General features: G+C 62.0%; 17 protein-coding genes. 5 read left to right on the forward strand and 12 right to left on the reverse strand.

Annotation, left to right across the window (positions count from 1 at the left end; translation table 11 throughout):
• The first annotated feature begins 57 nt into the window (after nucleotides 1-57).
• The 3 genes from U5L73_RS01580 to U5L73_RS01590 all read left to right on the forward strand — a co-directional run bounded on the left by U5L73_RS01580 (nucleotide 58) and on the right by U5L73_RS01590 (nucleotide 3,476).
• Nucleotides 58-1,401, forward strand: a complete 1,344-nt coding sequence (locus tag U5L73_RS01580) for an AmpG family muropeptide MFS transporter (RefSeq protein ID WP_322560704.1) — start codon at nucleotides 58-60, stop codon at nucleotides 1,399-1,401.
• A 104-nt stretch (nucleotides 1,402-1,505) separates the two neighbouring features.
• Complete coding sequence (locus tag U5L73_RS01585; protein WP_322560705.1) at nucleotides 1,506-2,222, forward strand: response regulator transcription factor; 717 nt, start codon at nucleotides 1,506-1,508, stop codon at nucleotides 2,220-2,222.
• Between the two features lie 6 nt (nucleotides 2,223-2,228).
• Nucleotides 2,229-3,476 carry a HAMP domain-containing sensor histidine kinase gene (locus U5L73_RS01590; RefSeq protein WP_322560706.1) on the forward strand — a complete coding sequence of 416 codons (1,248 nt, stop codon included), beginning with the start codon at nucleotides 2,229-2,231 and terminating at the stop codon, nucleotides 3,474-3,476.
• Between the two features lie 4 nt (nucleotides 3,477-3,480).
• On the opposite strand, the gene U5L73_RS01595 is transcribed toward U5L73_RS01590, so the two are convergent.
• From U5L73_RS01595 to U5L73_RS01610, 4 genes are all read right to left on the reverse strand, one after another.
• Entirely contained in the window at nucleotides 3,481-4,737 is a 1,257-nt protein-coding gene (locus tag U5L73_RS01595) for an ROK family transcriptional regulator (RefSeq protein WP_322560707.1), read from the reverse strand.
• Between the two features lie 92 nt (nucleotides 4,738-4,829).
• Complete coding sequence (locus U5L73_RS01600) at nucleotides 4,830-5,618, reverse strand: ATP-binding cassette domain-containing protein (RefSeq protein ID WP_313882095.1); 789 nt, start codon at nucleotides 5,616-5,618, stop codon at nucleotides 4,830-4,832.
• Nucleotides 5,618-6,577, reverse strand: coding sequence for an ABC transporter permease (locus U5L73_RS01605; protein WP_322560708.1), 960 nt, complete (start codon nucleotides 6,575-6,577; stop codon nucleotides 5,618-5,620). The genes U5L73_RS01600 and U5L73_RS01605 overlap by 1 nt, the downstream gene beginning before the upstream one ends.
• Nucleotides 6,578-6,719: 142 nt before the next feature.
• A complete protein-coding gene (locus U5L73_RS01610; protein ID WP_322560709.1) occupies nucleotides 6,720-7,706 on the reverse strand; it encodes a sugar ABC transporter substrate-binding protein in 987 nt (328 codons plus the stop codon).
• A gap of 129 nt (nucleotides 7,707-7,835) precedes the next feature.
• On the opposite strand from U5L73_RS01610, the gene U5L73_RS01615 reads away from it, so the two are divergent.
• Nucleotides 7,836-8,498: a nucleoside/nucleotide kinase family protein gene (locus U5L73_RS01615; RefSeq protein WP_322560710.1), complete on the forward strand. Its 663-nt coding sequence runs from the start codon at nucleotides 7,836-7,838 to the stop codon at nucleotides 8,496-8,498.
• A gap of 285 nt (nucleotides 8,499-8,783) precedes the next feature.
• Here the strand turns inward: U5L73_RS01615 and waaF are convergent, their stop codons facing one another.
• The 8 genes from waaF to alr all read right to left on the reverse strand — a co-directional run bounded on the left by waaF (nucleotide 8,784) and on the right by alr (nucleotide 15,694).
• The gene (waaF, locus tag U5L73_RS01620; protein ID WP_322560711.1) at nucleotides 8,784-9,818 is read right to left on the reverse strand and encodes a lipopolysaccharide heptosyltransferase II; all 1,035 of its coding nucleotides are present in this window, start codon (nucleotides 9,816-9,818) and stop codon (nucleotides 8,784-8,786) included.
• Between the two features lie 8 nt (nucleotides 9,819-9,826).
• The gene (locus tag U5L73_RS01625; RefSeq protein WP_322560712.1) at nucleotides 9,827-10,033 is read right to left on the reverse strand and encodes a zinc-finger domain-containing protein; all 207 of its coding nucleotides are present in this window, start codon (nucleotides 10,031-10,033) and stop codon (nucleotides 9,827-9,829) included.
• Between the two features lie 2 nt (nucleotides 10,034-10,035).
• Nucleotides 10,036-10,986: a branched-chain amino acid transaminase gene (locus U5L73_RS01630; protein WP_322560713.1), complete on the reverse strand. Its 951-nt coding sequence runs from the start codon at nucleotides 10,984-10,986 to the stop codon at nucleotides 10,036-10,038.
• 50 nt (nucleotides 10,987-11,036) lie between these two features.
• Entirely contained in the window at nucleotides 11,037-11,489 is a 453-nt protein-coding gene (locus tag U5L73_RS01635) for a glycerate kinase (RefSeq protein WP_322560714.1), read from the reverse strand.
• Nucleotides 11,490-11,536: 47 nt separating this feature from the next.
• Nucleotides 11,537-11,872 carry a hypothetical protein gene (locus tag U5L73_RS01640; protein ID WP_322560715.1) on the reverse strand — a complete coding sequence of 112 codons (336 nt, stop codon included), beginning with the start codon at nucleotides 11,870-11,872 and terminating at the stop codon, nucleotides 11,537-11,539.
• A 39-nt stretch (nucleotides 11,873-11,911) separates the two neighbouring features.
• Nucleotides 11,912-13,279, reverse strand: a complete 1,368-nt coding sequence (gene radA / locus U5L73_RS01645; RefSeq protein WP_322560716.1) for a DNA repair protein RadA — start codon at nucleotides 13,277-13,279, stop codon at nucleotides 11,912-11,914.
• A gap of 103 nt (nucleotides 13,280-13,382) precedes the next feature.
• Nucleotides 13,383-14,594 (reverse strand): hypothetical protein, encoded by a 1,212-nt coding sequence (locus tag U5L73_RS01650; RefSeq protein ID WP_322560717.1) that lies wholly within the window; start codon nucleotides 14,592-14,594, stop codon nucleotides 13,383-13,385.
• Between the two features lie 5 nt (nucleotides 14,595-14,599).
• Nucleotides 14,600-15,694, reverse strand: coding sequence for an alanine racemase (alr, locus tag U5L73_RS01655; RefSeq protein WP_322560718.1), 1,095 nt, complete (start codon nucleotides 15,692-15,694; stop codon nucleotides 14,600-14,602).
• Nucleotides 15,695-15,820: 126 nt separating this feature from the next.
• Here alr and lplT point away from each other — a divergent pair, with 126 nt between their 5' ends.
• Nucleotides 15,821-17,104: a lysophospholipid transporter LplT gene (lplT, locus tag U5L73_RS01660; protein WP_322560719.1), complete on the forward strand. Its 1,284-nt coding sequence runs from the start codon at nucleotides 15,821-15,823 to the stop codon at nucleotides 17,102-17,104.
• Nucleotides 17,105-17,135 lie beyond the last annotated feature (31 nt).

Here is a 17,135-nt window from a genome sequence, read left to right on the forward strand (position 1 = left end):
CAAAGATCACTCAACATAGCAGCGTTTGACTCCAAAGTGGACAGGTATTATTCCCCGATGAGTTCTCTAACGCCCGACACCCCCGCCACCGCCGACAAACCCCATTGGCGGGACATGCTCAAGGTCTATGCAGAACCGGCCTCGCTGCGGATGTTGGCGCTGGGCTTCTCGGCAGGACTGCCCCTCTTGTTGGTGTTCGGGACCCTGAGTTTCTGGTTGCGCGAGGCAGGTGTCGACCGCAGCACTATTGGCCATATGAGCTGGGTGGGCATCGCCTTCGGCTTCAAGTGGGCGTGGGCCCCCTTGGTGGACCGCTTGCCAATCCCTTTGCTCACTACCGCACTCGGCCGCCGCCGCAGCTGGCTGCTCGTGGCGCAAGTGGCCATCATGGCTGCACTCTGCACGATGGCCCTGACCGACCCGCGCAACGCCTTGACCCCGGTGGTGTGGTGCGCGATTGCGTTGGCTTTTGCCTCTGCGACCCAGGACATTGCGCTGGATGCGTTTCGTATCGAATCCGGCGACAGCCAGCACCAAGCCGCGCTGTCTGCCACCTACATGGCGGGCTACCGCCTGGCCATGATCTGGGCGGGCGCAGGTGCCCTCTGGATTGCAGCGGCCAACGAAACCCCCAGCGCCGACTTGTACCAATATGCGGCCTGGCGCACCGCTTATTTGGTCATGGCCATGAGCATGCTGCCGGGCATGTTGGTGGTGCTCTTGTCCAAAGAACCCGCACCCGCTCCTCTGCGCCCGGCCCGCAACGCCGGTGAATGGCTGCAAAGTGCATTGATTGAGCCCTTCGCCGAGTTTGTGCGGCGCCACCGCTGGCACGCGGTGCTGATCTTGTCCTTGATTGCCACCTACCGCATCAGCGACGTGGTGATGGGCATCATGGCCAACCCGTTTTACGTGGATATGGGTTACACCAAGGGCGAGGTCGCGGCGATTACCAAGGTCTACGGCGTCATCATGACGCTGGTGGGCGCGTTTGTCGGCGGTGCGCTGGCGCTGCGCCTGGGCGTGCTCAAAGTCTTGATGTTGGGCGCTGTGCTGAGTGCCGGCAGCAACTTGCTGTTTGCTTGGTTGGGCACCCGCGGGCACGACCTGCACGCCTTGATGGCAGTCATCTCTGCGGACAATTTTTCCAGCGGGATAGCAACTGCAGCGTTTGTGGCCTACCTGTCCTCACTCACCAACATCCAATACTCGGCCACCCAATATGCACTGTTCAGCTCCATGATGGTGTTGCTGCCCAAGTTTCTGGCTGGCTTCTCGGGCGATATGGTCAACGCGGTCGGGTACACCCCATTTTTCGTGGGTACTGCCTGCATCGGGCTGCCTGTGCTGGTGCTGATCGTTTTGGCGTCACGCATCAAATCGACCCCTAGCGCTCATTAATCAAGCGCCTATTGCTATATATTTAATAGCAAAATTTACCCAACTTTACGGAATCTTCAAGCCAGCCGCATCTGGGCAGGGATGGTCACCGCTAGACTGCGGGCATGCGCCAAAACCTGCTCATGATCGAAGACGATGCCCGGCTAGCCTCCATGGTGGCCGAGTACCTCGAACAATCCGGCTTCTCCGTAGCCCACGCGGGCGATGGGCATAGCGGTCTCGCCCGCCTCGCCGCAGACAGCGGAGCCCCGCCACCGGACTTGGTGATCCTGGACCTGATGCTCCCGGACATGGATGGCCTCGAAATTTGCCGCCGCATCCGCGCCCTGCCCGGCGCGATGGGGCAAGTCCCGGTGCTGATGCTGACCGCCAAAGGGGATGCGATGGACCGCATCATCGGGCTGGAAATCGGCGCTGACGACTACCTGCCCAAGCCCTTTGAACCCCGTGAATTACTGGCACGGGTACGCGCCATCCTGCGGCGCAAAGGTGAGACACCCGCCACCAACGCCAAAGCCTTGCGCTTCGGCACCCTCGAAATCGACCGCGATGCCCGCACTGTCACCGTGGCTGGCACCGCCTGTGAGCTCACCTCCTACCAATTTGACTTGTTGGTGGCACTGGCTGAACGGGCCGGCCGGGTGCTGACCCGCGACCAGATCATGGAAGCGGTGCGGGGCCGCGAGCTAGAGGCCTTTGACCGCTCTATCGATGTGCACATGGGCCGCATCCGCGCAGCCATCGAAGCAGACGCCAAGGAGCCCAAACGCATCCTGACGGTGCGTGGTGTGGGTTATGTGTTTGCCCGGCAGCAGGACTAACCGGTAATGCTGCACAAGCTCTATGTCCGCATCTGGCTGGCCGTGGTGCTCACGGTCGTGGTGCTGACCCTTCTGGTGGGCTGGGTCTGGCGCATGACCAGCGAGCCCCCCCTGCGGGAAGTGGTGGTGCGCAATGAATTTGGCGAGGTCATCGGCAGTGGCCGCGCCCGCCTGAGCCGGCCGCCCCCTGTTCCGGGCCTGAGCCTTGACGACCACACCTCCCCACCCGACAGCAAAGACGACGATAACGATGACCGCGACAGCGATAGACCCGGCCGTTTCGGTCGGGGGCCGGAGTTTCTGGTGCGCATGTCGGACGGGCAAACCATTCACCTGCACTTACCTCGCCCGCCCAGTAGCAGTTTCAAAGCCCCTTTCGGCTTTGCCTGGACGCTTGCGCTGGTAGCAGTTGCAGTAGCCTTGGGGACTTACCCCATCATTCGCCGCTTGACCCGCAGGCTGGAGACACTGCAAAACGGGGTTGAGCGCTGGGGCAGCGGTGACCTGAGTGCGCGGGTGTCCATGCACGGCGGCGACGAGGTTGGCTTTTTAGCCGCGCGCTTCAACCACGCCGCAGAACAAATTGAAACCCTGGTGCAAGCGCGCGACACCCTGCTAGCCTCCCAAAAATCACTTCTAGCCAATGCATCACACGAGCTACGCTCCCCGCTAGCTCGCATCCGCATGGGGCTAGAGTTGATGGGCAGCACGCCCAGCGCGGCGTTCAAGCGAGAGGTGGCCCGCAATATTGCCGAACTCGACCAACTGATTGAAGAGATCTTGCTGGCCAGCCGGCTGGATGCGAAAGAGGCCGACCTCGGCACGGTGGAGTCGGTAGATCTTGTCGGGCTGGCCGCCGAAGAGCGCGCGCGCAACCAGGCGCTGCTGGATGTCGAGCTACAGGCTTTGGAGGTTCCCGGTGTCGCCAAACTGCTGCGGCGCGCAGTACGCAACCTGCTGGAAAACGCGCGCCGTTATGGTGCGGGCGACGTGCGTTTGATGGTGCGTAAAGAGACCGAGTGGGCCCTGATTCAGGTCTGCGACAGCGGCCCCGGCGTGCCCCCGGAGCAACAACAGCGAATTTTTGAGCCGTTTTACCGGCTGCCGGGTGCTTCTGAGCGAGAGGGCGGAGTTGGGTTGGGCCTGGCTTTGGTGAAGTCCATCGCCGAGCGACACGGCGGCACCGTGCGGTGCACCAACCGCCCGGAAGGCGGCGCCTGCTTCGAGATCCGCTTGCCGCTCAAAAACGCTTAAAGCCTCAGGCGGTGACCTTGAGAAAAAGGTCACGATCGGGTGCAAAGTTTTCATGCAGGGGCAGCAAGGCACCCCCCAGGGCCCGCGCATCCGACCCGATACTGCCGGCAATCACTTTGGCTGGCCACAGGCCTTCCCAGTCGTAGTTGCGCAAAGCAGCGGTGGTCTGATCGATCAGGCGTTTGAGCATGGCGCGGGTGAATGAGCCGTCGATCACCACCGCGTCCAGATCCAGGAATGCCGTGCCACTCACCACACATTGCGCCAGGCCTTGGGCGGCACTGGCAATCCAGGCTTCGGTGAGGGGCGCATAAGCCCCCTCCAGCGCACGGTCGTCGTAGGCGGCGGGGTCGAGGCCACTGGCCTTGAAATGCTGCTCCAACTCCCACAAAGAAGCGTGGGCCAAGAGCTGCTCCGGCACCGCACCGCCGCTGGCCACCTGCAGGGGCAGCGAGGCAACAGCGCCCGCATTGCCATGAATGCCACCGTGCAGGTGCGAGTTCAGCACCAATCCACCGCCGACAAACGTGTCGACAAACAGGTACAAAAAACTCTTCAAATCGCGCCCGCGCCCGGCCACCAACTCTGCCACACACGCCGCTTGGGTGTCCTTGGCAAAGCTCACCGGTACATCGGTCATTGCCTGGACTTGCGCCGCCAGGTCAATATGGTTCCATTGGTCAGACACCGAGGCTGACAGGCCCAGCATCTTGTGCCAGCCCCCCAAATTAAAGGGCGCCGCTACCCCGACCCCCACGATGCGAGGGGCCAAGGCGCCCAAGCCATCCTGAAGGCTGCGCATGCGGCTTTGCACTTGGGGGAGCAACGTATCTGCATCGGGGAAGCTGTAGGACATGGTTTCACGCGCCCTGACCACGCCGGTGAAATCGACCAACAACCAGTCGGCACTGCGGCGGCCAATCTTGATGCCCATCGAGAAGGCGCCGTCGGGGTTCAAAGCCATCGGCACCGAGGGCTGTCCGATGCGACCGCGCACCCGGTCCTGGCGGAGCAGCAAACCATCGTCCTCTAGGCGGGTGGTGATCAGTCCGATGGTTTGGGCTGTGAGGCCGGTCAAGCGGGCCAAATCGGCCTTGGGCAGGCTGCCGTTCAGCCGGATCGCCTGCAGTACCACTCGCTCATTGAACTGGCGCATGCCCACATGATTTGAACCCCGTGGCCGCAATACCGAAGGAGCATGGGCTGCTGTCGAAGCCGGGGCTTCGGGCAAGGCATTGGGCAGGGTGGCTTCAAAATTCATGGTCTTCAGATTTTCACCGATGAAGCCCGTGCGAAGCAGATTAGTTTTAGGGGATTTCCCCGCCCCGTAGCCTTGCAGCACGCCCCTCAGCCTCACGCTAGCGCAGAGGCTGGAATGTCTTCAACCGCTTTAGCGCCGGTCATGACGGCGACGGTGTCGCTCATGCTGATCGCCTTCGGGTTCACCACGCAGGCCCGTTTCCCGAGTCGCTGAATATGAATCCGGTCTGCGATTTCAAACACATGGGGCATGTTGTGGCTGATCAAAATCACCGGGAGCCCCTTGTCGCGCACCCGGCGGATTAGCTCCAGCACCATGTTGCCCTCTTTGACACCCAAGGCTGCGGTCGGCTCATCCATGATGACCACATGCTGGGCAAATGCAGCCGCACGGGCCACCGCCACACACTGGCGTTGCCCGCCGGACAAGGTTTCCACTGCCTGGGTCATGGAGCGGATGCCGACCTTGAGGTCATTCATGCGCGAAACCGCTTCTTCGAGCATGCGTTTTTTGTCGAGTGACCTGAACACACTGCCCAACACGCCGGGGCGACGGAGTTCGCGGCCCAGAAACAGATTTTCAGCAATTGACATCGCTGGCGCCACAGCCAAGTCCTGGTACACGGTTTCGATGCCGTGGCGGCGTGCATCGATTGGCGAGCGGAAAAGCACCGGCTTGCCATCAAGCTCCATGCGGCCTTCGTCCGGCACCACGGCACCCGACAGGGCCTTGATCAGGCTGGATTTGCCGGCACCGTTGTCGCCGATCACCGCCAGAATTTCGCCGGCGCGCAGTTCAAAATCGACGCCATCGAGGGCGGTGACGCCGCCGTAGCGCTTGACCAGTCCACTGGCCTTCAAAACGATTTGCGGGCTGCTCATTAGCGTGCTCCCTTGCGTGAAAGTTGGTCGGCCGCAACCGCCAGAATGACCAGAATGCCGGTAATCAGGGTTTGGTACACCGACGCCACATCCATCAGCGTCAGTCCGTTGCGGAACACACCCACGATGACAGCACCCACCAGCGAGCCCAAGATCACACCGCGGCCGCCGAACAAAGAGGTACCGCCCAAGACCACTGCAGTAATCGCGTCCAGATTCTCAGTCTGCCCTGCTTGCGGGTCACCCACACCAGTGCGAGCCACCGACAAGAGCGCGGCCACGCCATACAAGACACCGGCCAACACATACACACCGAGCAATACCCGGTCCACTGAAATACCGGTCAAGCGCACGGCTTCGGGGTTGTTACCCACAGCATAGACGTGTCGGCCGGCGGCGGTATCCCGCAGCAGGTGCCAGGCCAGCAAATACATACCCAGCATGACAACAGTGCCCCAAGCCACCGAGGTTCCACCAAGGCTGAAGGTGTTGCCCAGCGCGGTCATTGAGTCCGGCAGGTTGCCCACCGTTTGGGCTTCAGAATAGATTTGGGTGATAGCGAAGGCGATATTCATGGTACCCAAGGTCACGATGAACGAGGGCAATTTGACACGGGTCACCAGCAAGCCGTTGAGCAAGCCGAACGACGCGGTAACCAAAATCCCGCATAGCACTGCCCAGAAAGGCGGAATGCCTAAGTCCATGGTGAACTTGGTCATCACGATGCCGCCCAGCGCCATGACCATGCCGCAGGACAGGTCGATACCGGCGGTCAAAATAATGAGTGTCTGCCCGATCGCGAGCAAACCCACCACCATGACCTGCTGCAATACGAGGGATAGGTTCTCACCCGTCAGAAAGCGGTCGGACTGGGTGGCGAAAAAGGTGCACGCAGCCAACAAGGCGAGCCACGGGCCGAGCATGGCCCACGGGATTTGTTTGGTATTGGTTGTAGCCATGGTGTGATCCGGAGTAGCGCCGGATTCGCTTGAAAACAGGAGGCGCGTGGCGCCGACTCAAGGAAACACGGGGCCCGGCATTTGCGTGTGCAAATCACCGGCCCCGGGATGGAGCTGGACGCAGTGTCAGCCCCGGTTCAACTTACTTCTTGCCCCAGCACAGGTCGGTGCCGGTTTTGACGTCTTTGCTGTCGACGCCTGCCACCGGCTTGCCGGCGATCAGGGTCACGCCGGTGTCGACGTAGCCAGAGGCCTTTTTGCCGCCTTTGGCGTATTCCACGCCGGCAGCCACACCCATAGCGGCCATCTTCAGGGGGTATTGCTGCGAGGTCGCTGCGATCACGCCCTTGCCCACATCGGCTACGCCGGCACAGCCGCCGTCCACCGAGACGATCAGCACGCCTTTTTCCTTGCCGGCTTTTTTCAGTGCGTTGTAGGCACCTGCAGCGGCTGGCTCATTGATGGTGTAAACCACGTTGATGGCCGGGTCCTTTTGCAAGCAGGTTTCCATGGCGGTCTGGCCCTTGGCCTGGTTGCCATCGGTGTCGGCAGCGCAGACGGTTTCAGCGGTTTTGGAGAGTTCGTTGGACTTGGCGTCATTCGCTTGCAAGCCGAAACCCTTCATGAAGCCGTTGTGGCGCTGTGCGCCCACGGGGTGGCCGGGAAACAGGTCCAACATGGCGATCTTGGCAGGCTTGCCACCGAGTGCGGCCTTGGCGTATTGGCCAATCAACTCGCCGGCTTTGTAGTTGTCGGTCGCAAACAGGGCGTCAGCGCCATCAAACGGGCTGTCCAAGGCGATGACTTGCACGCCTTTTTCCTGAGCCTTTTTCACCGCAGGCAGGATCGCATCGCCGGAGGAGGTGATCAGAATCGTTTTGGCGCCACGAGCGGTCATGTTCTCAATGGCGGCGATTTGGGATGCGGTGTCACCGTCTTTTTTGCCGGACGCGGTCAGCAATTTGGCGGCCATCTTTTTCGCTTCAGCGGTCGCGCCTTCCTTCATCTTGACGAAGAAGGGGTTGGTTTCGGTCTTGGTGATCAGGCCGATCACTGGCTCGTTGGCGGCAAAAGCGCCGGAGGCGGCCAAAGCCAATGCGGACAGGATCAGGGGGGCAGATTTCTTCATTCAGGTCTCCTCGGTCAATATGACACTTATGGTTAGGGCCCCCGAGAAGGACCCCGGGGAACTACGCACAGGTTTTGGCGTGGTGAGACTATAGACTCATCGATGTTAGTAAATCAAGTTACTTTAATTATGGAAAACCCTTATTTGACGCCAAATAGTGCGCCCCCGCCGAGCGCCCTGCCCCCAGAGGCAATCGCCCGTATCGAAGCGCTTTTGTCCAGCGGGCGCCGGATCATTCTGGGCATTGCCGCAGGCCCGGGGGCCGGCAAATCCACCCTGGCACAAGCACTCCATGTCCGGTTCAGTGCGCAGAGCCAGTACCTGCCGATGGACGGATTTCACCTCGCCAACCGGGAGCTTGCCCGCTTGCAACAAGGCCACTGCAAGGGTGCACCGCACACCTTTAACAGCGCAGGCTATGTGCACCTGTTAGAGCGTGTGCGCCGCCAGACTGAGGGCGAAACCATTTACGCCCCCGACTTTGACCGCCAGCTCGAAGAACCCATCGCAGGCGCCATTCCCCTTCATGCGGACAAGCCGCTGATCATCACGGAAGGGAACTACCTGCTGCTCGAGGATGGCGCCTGGTCCCGGGTGCGGGGTTTGCTCGACGAGGCGTGGTACCTGGACCTCGACCCGGCCCTACGCCACGCCCGCTTGCTGGCCCGACACATGCGGTTCGGACGCAGCGAACCAGAGGCCCGGGCATGGATCGACAGCACCGACGAACCCAACGCCGTCCGGATCGCAGCCACCCGCCACCGTGCGGACTGGGTGTTGCAGAGCTGGTAGCGACTGAGATCCCGGTCGCCCGCATGAGAAAACGCTGCACTGCACAAAAAAATGTGAAAAAAGTGTGCAAATTCACCCGAATGGGGGATACCGCTCTATCCACATGCGCGAGAAAATTCGCCCCAGCTGCTGTCACAGTTCACAAGGATAGAAGAGAAGGCCAAGCAATAGGCCTCCTTCAACAGGTTCCAACGACGTCCCTCCGGGGACTTTATAAAGCCACCCTCGGGTGGCTTTTTTTTATGCAAAATCAGGCGCTAGCGCTCGCGGAATATGCGCAACCAGCTACAAAATCGATAGCACTTTATCCGGAGTGATATCGTTCAAGCAGCGTGTGTGCCCCAGCGGACACTCCCGCTTGAAGCACGGCGCGCAATCCAAGGGCGGTTGGTAAGCGGCGTCGTTCTTCAGCCACAGGACCGTGGCCGCCGGATTCAGCGGCGGCGTATGCAGTGGACTCGAAGATCCGAAGATTGCCACCTGCGGCACCCCGAATGCAGCCGCCACATGCATAAGGCCTGAGTCGTTGCTCACCATGGCGTGCGCGCCGGCAATCAGCGCCACCGCTTCGTCCAGGCTGGTGCGCCCGGCCAGATTCGCACAACGACCCGGGCGCAAGGCATTTACTGCCTCTGCGATCTCGGTGCACACCGCATCATCTTTAGCCGAGCCCAGCAACAACACCGGCCGCTCCAACTGCGCGGCCATGGCAGCGAAATGGGTGGCCGGCCAGCGCTTGGCCGGGCCGTACTCGGCGCCGGGTGCTACGACATAAAAGCCCTGCGCTTGCAAGCCCCGCGGCGCCAGCACAGTGGCGATGTCATCGGCCGCCACATGCAATGCGGGACGGTCCCCTTCCACACCAGCATCGCCACTGAGGGCAGAGTAAAAAGCCACCATGGGCGGGCGGCTGTTTTTGGGGGGATTGGGCAGCCGGCGGTTCAGCAGCCCGAAGCGCAGCTCACCCGAGAAGCCCACGCGCACAGGGATGCCGGCCCAGAAAGGGATCAGCGCACTTTTGAGGGAGTTGGGGCACAAATAGGCCCGGTCGAATCGGCCCCGCAAACCGGCCGCATAGGCACGGCGCGCAGCCCACTCGACGCCGCCACGCCCAAAGGGCAAGACCAGCACCTCTGCCACCTGGGGCATGGCGCGGTACACCGGGGCCACCCACGGCACCGCAGCCACCGTGATGCGCTCGCCCCGCGCCGCCAACCGGCGTAAGAGTGGCTCGGTCATCACCGCATCCCCGATCCATTGGGGCGCGATGACCAATGACTCCCCACCGAAGCGGCCGGTGGCCGCCTGGCTTGGGGCCATCTGCACGCTCAGTGACCTGCTGCGAAGTGCTCGCCGTCTTTCAGCTTGTACACGGTGCCGCAATACGCGCACTTGGCTTCGCCGGAGCGGCCCACATCCAGGTACACCTTGGGGTGGGTGTTCCAGGTTTGCATGCCTGCCACCGAGCTGGGGCAAAACACACCGCCCTGGTGGTTCAGGTCTTTGGCTAGGAGTTCAACGACTGCTTGGGACATATTCAGACTTTCGTGAGCCAGTGGGCGTATTTCGGGTTGCGGCCGTTGACGATGTCAAAGAACGCAGATTGGATTTTTTCGGTGATCGGGCCACGGCTGCCCACGTAGTCACCCTTGCCCATGGCAATGCGGTCGAGTTCGCGGATCGGGGTCACCTCTGCGGCGGTGCCGGTGAAGAAAGCTTCGTCAGCGATATAGACCTCGTCGCGGGTGATGCGCTTCTGCACAATTTCCAGGCCCAGGTCCTTGGCGATGTGGAAAACCGTGTTGCGGGTGATGCCGTTCAGGGCGCCGGCAGACAAGTCGGGGGTGTAGATGACACCGTTCTTGATGACGAAAATGTTTTCGCCCGCGCCTTCGGACACGAAACCGGAGCTGTCCAGCAGCAGGGCTTCGTCGTAGCCATCATCCGTGGCTTCCATGTTGGCCAAGATCGAGTTCGTGTAGTTGCTCACCGCCTTGGCCTGCGTCATGGTGATGTTGACGTGGTGGCGGGTGTAGCTGCTGGTCTTCACGCGGATGCCGCGCTTCATGCCCTCTTCGCCCAGGTAGGCACCCCAGGGCCAAGCGGCCACCATCAGGTGGATGGTGTTGCCCCTGGGCGAGACGCCCAGCTTCTTGTCGCCGATCCAGGTCAGGGGGCGCAGGTAGCCAGACTCCAACTTGTTTTCGCGGATCACGGCGCACTGGGCTTCGTTCACCTGTTCCTGGGTGAAGGGAATGGCCATGCGCAGGATCTTGGCGCTGTTAAACAGGCGCTCGGTGTGCTCCTGCAGGCGGAAGATGGCCGGGCCGTTGACCGTGTTGTAGGCCCGCACGCCCTCAAAGGCGCCGCATCCGTAGTGCAGCGTGTGGCTCAGCACGTGGATCTTGGCATCGCGCCACTCGACCATCTGGCCATCCATCCAGATTTTGCCGTCGCGATCAGACATGGAAGGTGGGAGTACGCTCATCGGGTGTCCTTGAAGAGAGGGATTTGCAGGAATTTGCAAAAAGGGGGATTTTACGAGGCCGATTCCACCGCAGCGGCGTGCGCGGGCTCTGGCAGCGCTTCGTTTTGCGCGGGACGCTGCAAGTCCCAGCTTTGGAGCTTGCCGCCATCGAACACACACAGCACCGTGCTGCCCGAGGTATCGGACCAGCGGTAGCGCTCCGGCTGAGTGTCTTTGGGGGATTCGAGCTGGCCCAGCGAGCGGGTCATGGCCACCACGTGCAGCAAGGGCAAGCCGGCTCGCAAGCGGGCGTTGAGCATCACAGCACTGTCCACATGGCCGATAGGCCGGTTGGCCGCCCGCTTAAGCACCTGCAACATGCGGGTGAAGTGCAACAGCTGCCACATGATCAGGCCACCGCCCACCAAAGCCACGCCGGGCCAGCCATAGTGCCGGTAGCCGAGGATCAAGGCCGCCAAAGCGGCCAGCGGAATCACGATTCGTTGGATTTTTTGAAAAAACATAGTGGGATTTTCGCAGGCATTGAGCGGCCCCTGCAGACCCAGAACCCTCAAAGGTCTCTGGCCGGCTGATCACGGTGGCTGACCTCCAGCCCGTCCGCCACATAGGCGGGGCCCTTCATCACCATGACCACTACGCACCCGATGGCTGCGGTGATCACCAGCGTCCAGTGGAACACGATGACCCCGAACACGATGAATTCCGCCAGCTGCAGTGCCCGCGCCTCTGCAGGGTCACCGGCATCCGCACCTGCATGGTAGAGCGCCAGCCCCAGCAAAGGCAGCACGGTGCCCGCCAAAGCAATCAGGGGGAGCTTGCGCCACAAAGCCCACTCCAGCCCGGAGGCGGAGCGGATCGAATGGGGCAGTTTGGTCAACCAGCGCATGCCAACAGTGTAGGCATTTACAGGCTGGGGCGCCTTGCCTCAGGTCAAGCCGCGCACCACGTTCATGGCTTCTTCCACCCGCTCCACCGCGTGGATGGTCATGCCCTCGATCGGCTTTTTGGGCGCATTCGCCTTGGGCACCACCGCGATGGTGAAGCCCAGCTTGGCAGCTTCTTTCAGGCGCTCCTGACCGCGGGGTGCAGGGCGCACTTCGCCGGCCAGCCCGACTTCGCCAAAGGCAATAAAGCCTTTGGGCAGCGGCTTGCCGCGCAAAGACGAGGTAATAGACAGCATGACTGCCAGGTCGGCGGCCGGCTCGCCGATGCGCACACCGCCCACCGCGTTGATGAACACATCCTGGTCCATACACGCCACGCCCGCGTGGCGGTGCAACACTGCCAACAACATGGCCAGGCGGTCTTTGTCCAAGCCCACGCTCAAGCGCCGTGGCGACGGGCCACCCATGTCCACCAGCGCTTGAATTTCCACCAAAAGTGGACGGGTGCCTTCCAGCGTCACCATCACGCAGCTGCCGGGCACCGGCTCGGCGTGTTGGCTCAAAAAGATGGCGCTGGGGTTGCTCACGCCCTTCAGGCCTTTTTCGGTCATGGCGAACACGCCAATCTCATTGACCGCACCAAAGCGGTTTTTGATGGCGCGCACCAACCGGAACTGGCTGTGCGTGTCGCCCTCAAAGTACAGCACCGTGTCCACCATGTGCTCCAGCACGCGCGGCCCGGCCAAGGCGCCCTCTTTGGTCACATGACCCACCAACACGATGGCGGTGCCACTGGCCTTGGCCGCGCGGGTCAGGTGGGCTGCGCACTCGCGCACCTGGGCGACCGAACCCGGCGCGCTGGTGAGCTGCTCGGAGTAAACGGTCTGGATGGAATCAATCACCGCCACATCCGGGCGATTGGCTTCCAGGGTAGCGAGGATTTTTTCGAGCTGAATCTCGGCCAGCACTTTCACCTGCGAGTGGTCCAGCCCCAGTCGGCGCGAGCGCAACGCGACTTGCGCCCCGCTCTCTTCGCCGGTGACGTAGAGGGTGTTCTTGCCAGAGCGCTGCAGGGAGTCGAGCGCCTGCAACAAGAGTGTGGACTTGCCGATGCCGGGGTCGCCGCCGATCAGCACCACGCCACCTTCGACCATACCGCCGCCCAGCACACGATCCAGCTCCTCGTGGCCGGTGGGGGTGCGGTCCACGTCCTGCGCCTCGATATCGGAGAGCACAGTGACCTCGGCTGTCTTGGCCAGCGAGGCAAAGCGATTTTTGGCCGGTCCGTCGCTGCTGGCCACCGATTCGATCAGCGTGTTCCAGGCGTTGCAGTGCGGGCACTTGCCCAGCCACTTGGGACTGGTGCCGCCGCACTCGTTACAGGTGTAGATGGTTTTGTCTTTGGCCATGGCGCCCATAATACTGTACAAAACCACAGATTCAGGGCGATACGTTTGGGACTGCCGGCGCCGGCGACACGGACCCCGCCGTGCGAATTGCTCCCTCGTGGCGCTAGACCTTGGGCATGCGGGCGCGGGCCCGCTGCACCCGGTCCGCGCTGACCGAGACCTTGACCGACTGGAAGTTCAAGGGCGTCACCAGCGCCCAGGCCGGGTCATGGGTGTCCCGGCAGGCGTAGACCGTGACCGGCATGCTGTTTTTGTCCATCACCGGGATCACCCAGGGCGCATTGGCGCGCGCGCCCCGCTGGGCGACGACCGCGGTATCACCGTTGACCAACAACACATAGGTGCCCGGCGGGTAAAAGCCGGTGCTGGTCGCCATGGCGCCGCCCACGGCGGCAGCTTCCCCCTCGGCCGCAGCAAATATGGATTTTGCAGCGCTGATGGCAGGCATGGGGGTGCGGGACTTGCGGGCGGCCATTTTGGCCACAAACCCATCGGCCGTGGCCAGCACCCGGCGTGCCATGCGGTTGCGGGGCAGGGCCTCGGGGTGCAGCGGCTTGTGGTGCCAGCGCACCAGGTCCAGGGTGTCTTCGTCTTCCAGCCCGAGCTTGTGCAGGGTGTCGGCACTCCGGCCTGCATGGTCAGCAATGAGCTGGCGCTGCCACTCGGTGGGTGCTGCGTTTTGGCGGGAGAGGCTGTCCTGATCGCGGGCCATGCCGATGTTCTGGGTCAGGGCAGCGTCCAGCAGGCTGCGGCGCACACTGGGGTCCAGGCCCAACTTGTCAGCGGTGAGCAGGCTGATGGTGCCGGTCAGCAGCGCGTGGGTGGAGCAGTAACCCAGGCTGTTATCGCCCAGCATCTGAAACAGGCGAAAGAGCGCATCGTCCGGGTCCACGTCCAGCAACTTGAGCACGGTGCGGGCCATGCCGTCTAGGCGGGAAAGCGGGTTAATGGCCAGCCCCCCTTGGTAAAGAATGCCGCGCAACACATCCTGCAGGTCCGGCCAGCCGCCACTCAGTGCGGTGCCCGCCACATAGTCCACATCGCGGATGCGCGAGGGCATGGGCGCCTGGGCAATGGTTTGCACATCTACGCCATCGCGCAGCATTTCGTGCACCATGCGCTCGTAGGCGCGCTGCCAGGCCATCGCGTCGCCCGGGGTGGAGCTGGCGTTGAAGGCGTGGAGCTTGTCGCGGTGCTGCTCGGAAACGACCGGTTGCCCTTTCTTCAAGAGCAGCTGGCCGGTATCGCTCCAGATGTCAATCGGCAAAGGCCGGCCCACTTCCAGCATGGCAATCGGAATGGGCACATATTTCATGGAGGCTAGTCTGCCACGACGACCGGTACCCGCTGCGCGAGCGCGCACATCAATTCATAGCCCACGGTGCCGGCAGCGGCCGCAATTTCGTCAATCGGCAGCACTGCGCCGTTAGCCGCGCGCCCCCACAAGGTCACTTCAGAGCCCATGCCTGCTTGGGGCACCGGGTCGAGGTCGACGGTGATCATGTCCATGCTGACCCGGCCTACCACCCGGCTGCGCACGCCGTTGATCAACACCGGAGTGCCCGCAGGACAAATGCGGGGGTAGCCGTCGGCATAGCCGCAGGCCACCACGCCGATGCGCATGGGCTTCTCGGCCGTGAAATTGGAACCATATCCGACCGTATCGCCCGTCGATAGTGCGCGAGTAGCTATGATTTTTGCAGCAAGCGTCATCGTGGGCTGCAAGCCCCAGTGGGCGATGTCGTGCTCGGGGTAGTCCGGCGCACTGCCGTAAGTGGCGATGCCGGCGCGCACCCAGTCTGACACCAATCCGGGGCCGGAGTGGCGCAGGGTAGCCGCACTGTTGCTGACAGTGCGTTCGCCGGGCAGGTCGTCGGTGGCTTGCTTGAACACCGCCATCTGGCCGGCAATGCCCTTGGGGCCGTCTGCATCGCTGAAGTGAGTCATGAGCGAAATTTCGTCCACTTGGGGCAGCGCATTCAGGCGGGTCCACGCAGACCGCACCTGTTCAGGCTGGAAGCCCAAGCGGTTCATGCCGGAGTTGACCTTGAGAAACACCCGATGCGGCTCGTTGGTTTTGTGGATGGCCAGCATGTCGATCTGCTCCTGGCAGTGCACCGTGTGCCACAACCCCAGGCGGGAGCACAGCTCCAGGTCGCGTTGCTCAAAGACGCCCTCCAACAGCAAGATGGGCCCGCGCCATCCCAGGTTGCGCACCCGCTGTGCCTCGTCCAGATCCAGAAGTGCAATGCCGTCTGCGCCGCGCAAGCCGTCAAAGGTGCGTTCAATGCCGTGCCCGTACGCGTTGGCCTTGACCACCGCCCAGATGCGGGCGTCCGGCGCCGCGCGGCGACACACCTCCAAGTTATGACGCAGGGCCTGGACATGAATGGTGGCTTGGATAGGACGTGGCATAGAGTGGGTAACAACAAGGGACCACAACGATTTTGACATTCCACGCCGTGCTATAACCGTCGCACGCTTGGAGACTCACAACAATATTCCGCGCATTAGCCCCGCTAATGCGCCCAGAACCTACCCATGAAACGCGGCTTCTACACCATCATGTCAGCGCAGTTCTTCAGCTCGCTGGCCGACAACGCCTTGTTTGTGGGTGCCGTTCAGTTACTGCGCAGCTCCGGCGCACCGGAATGGCAGCAAGCAGCGTTAGTGCCGATGTTTGCCTTGTTTTACGTGGTGCTGGCGCCTTTTGTGGGCGCATTTGCAGACGCCATGCCCAAAGGCAAGGTCATGTTCATCAGCAACACCATCAAGGTGGTGGGCTGCCTGATGATGTTGTTCGGCACGCATCCGCTCATGGCGTACGCCATCGTGGGGCTGGGTGCCGCCGCCTACTCACCTGCTAAATACGGCATCCTGACCGAGCTGCTACCGGCTTCCCAACTCGTCAAAGCCAACGGCTGGATTGAGGGCCTGACGATTGCCTCCATCATTTTGGGCGTGTTGCTGGGTGGCCAATTGGTGAGCCCGATGATCTCGGGTGCGCTTTTGTCGTTTGACTTCCCGTTCATCACCACCAGCATTGACACCGCGCCGGAAGCCGCTATCGGCATCCTGATTTTTGTGTACCTGGCAGCCGCCTGGTTCAACACCCGCATTCCTGAGACGGGTGTGAGCATGCGGCCCATGCCCAAAAACCTCATGAGCCTCTTGCCTGACTTCTGGACTTGCAACACCAAGCTCTGGAACGACAAGCTGGGCCAGATCTCGTTGAGCACCACCACCCTGTTCTGGGGCGTGAGCGGCAATTTGCGTTACATCGTACTGGCGTGGGCAGCAGCGGCTTTGGGCTACAGCGTGACCCAAGCCTCGGCGCTGGTCGGCGTGGTGGCGATCGGCACCGCCGTCGGCGCAGTGGCCGCCTCGATGCGGATGCGGCTAGAACATGCGGTCAACGTCATGCCCTTGGGAATTGGAATGGGCCTGCTGGTCATCCTGCTGAACTTTATCGATAACGTCTGGGTGGCGGCACCTTTCCTCATTTTGTTGGGAGGGTTGGGCGGCTTTTTGGTGGTGCCGATGAATGCGCTGCTTCAGCACCGGGGCCACAACCTGATGGGTGCAGGCCGTTCGATTGCGGTGCAAAACTTCAATGAGCAAGCCTGTATTTTGGGTCTGGGTGGCATGTACGCACTATCCACTAGCCTGGGGCTCTCAGCGTTCGGCGCCATCAGCGCGTTTGGCATCGTAGTGGCAGGCTTTATGTGGGTCATCAAGCGCTGGCACGAACGCAATATCCGCGACCACGCCGACGAGGTGAACCACCTGCTGGACATTGCCCGCAACGACAACCTGCACGGCTGAACACTACCCTGAGCCCCCCGCCCGGCAGTTG

It is taken from the genome of Rhodoferax sp. (assembly GCF_034520025.1).
Lineage (GTDB): Bacteria > Pseudomonadota > Gammaproteobacteria > Burkholderiales > Burkholderiaceae_C > Allorhodoferax.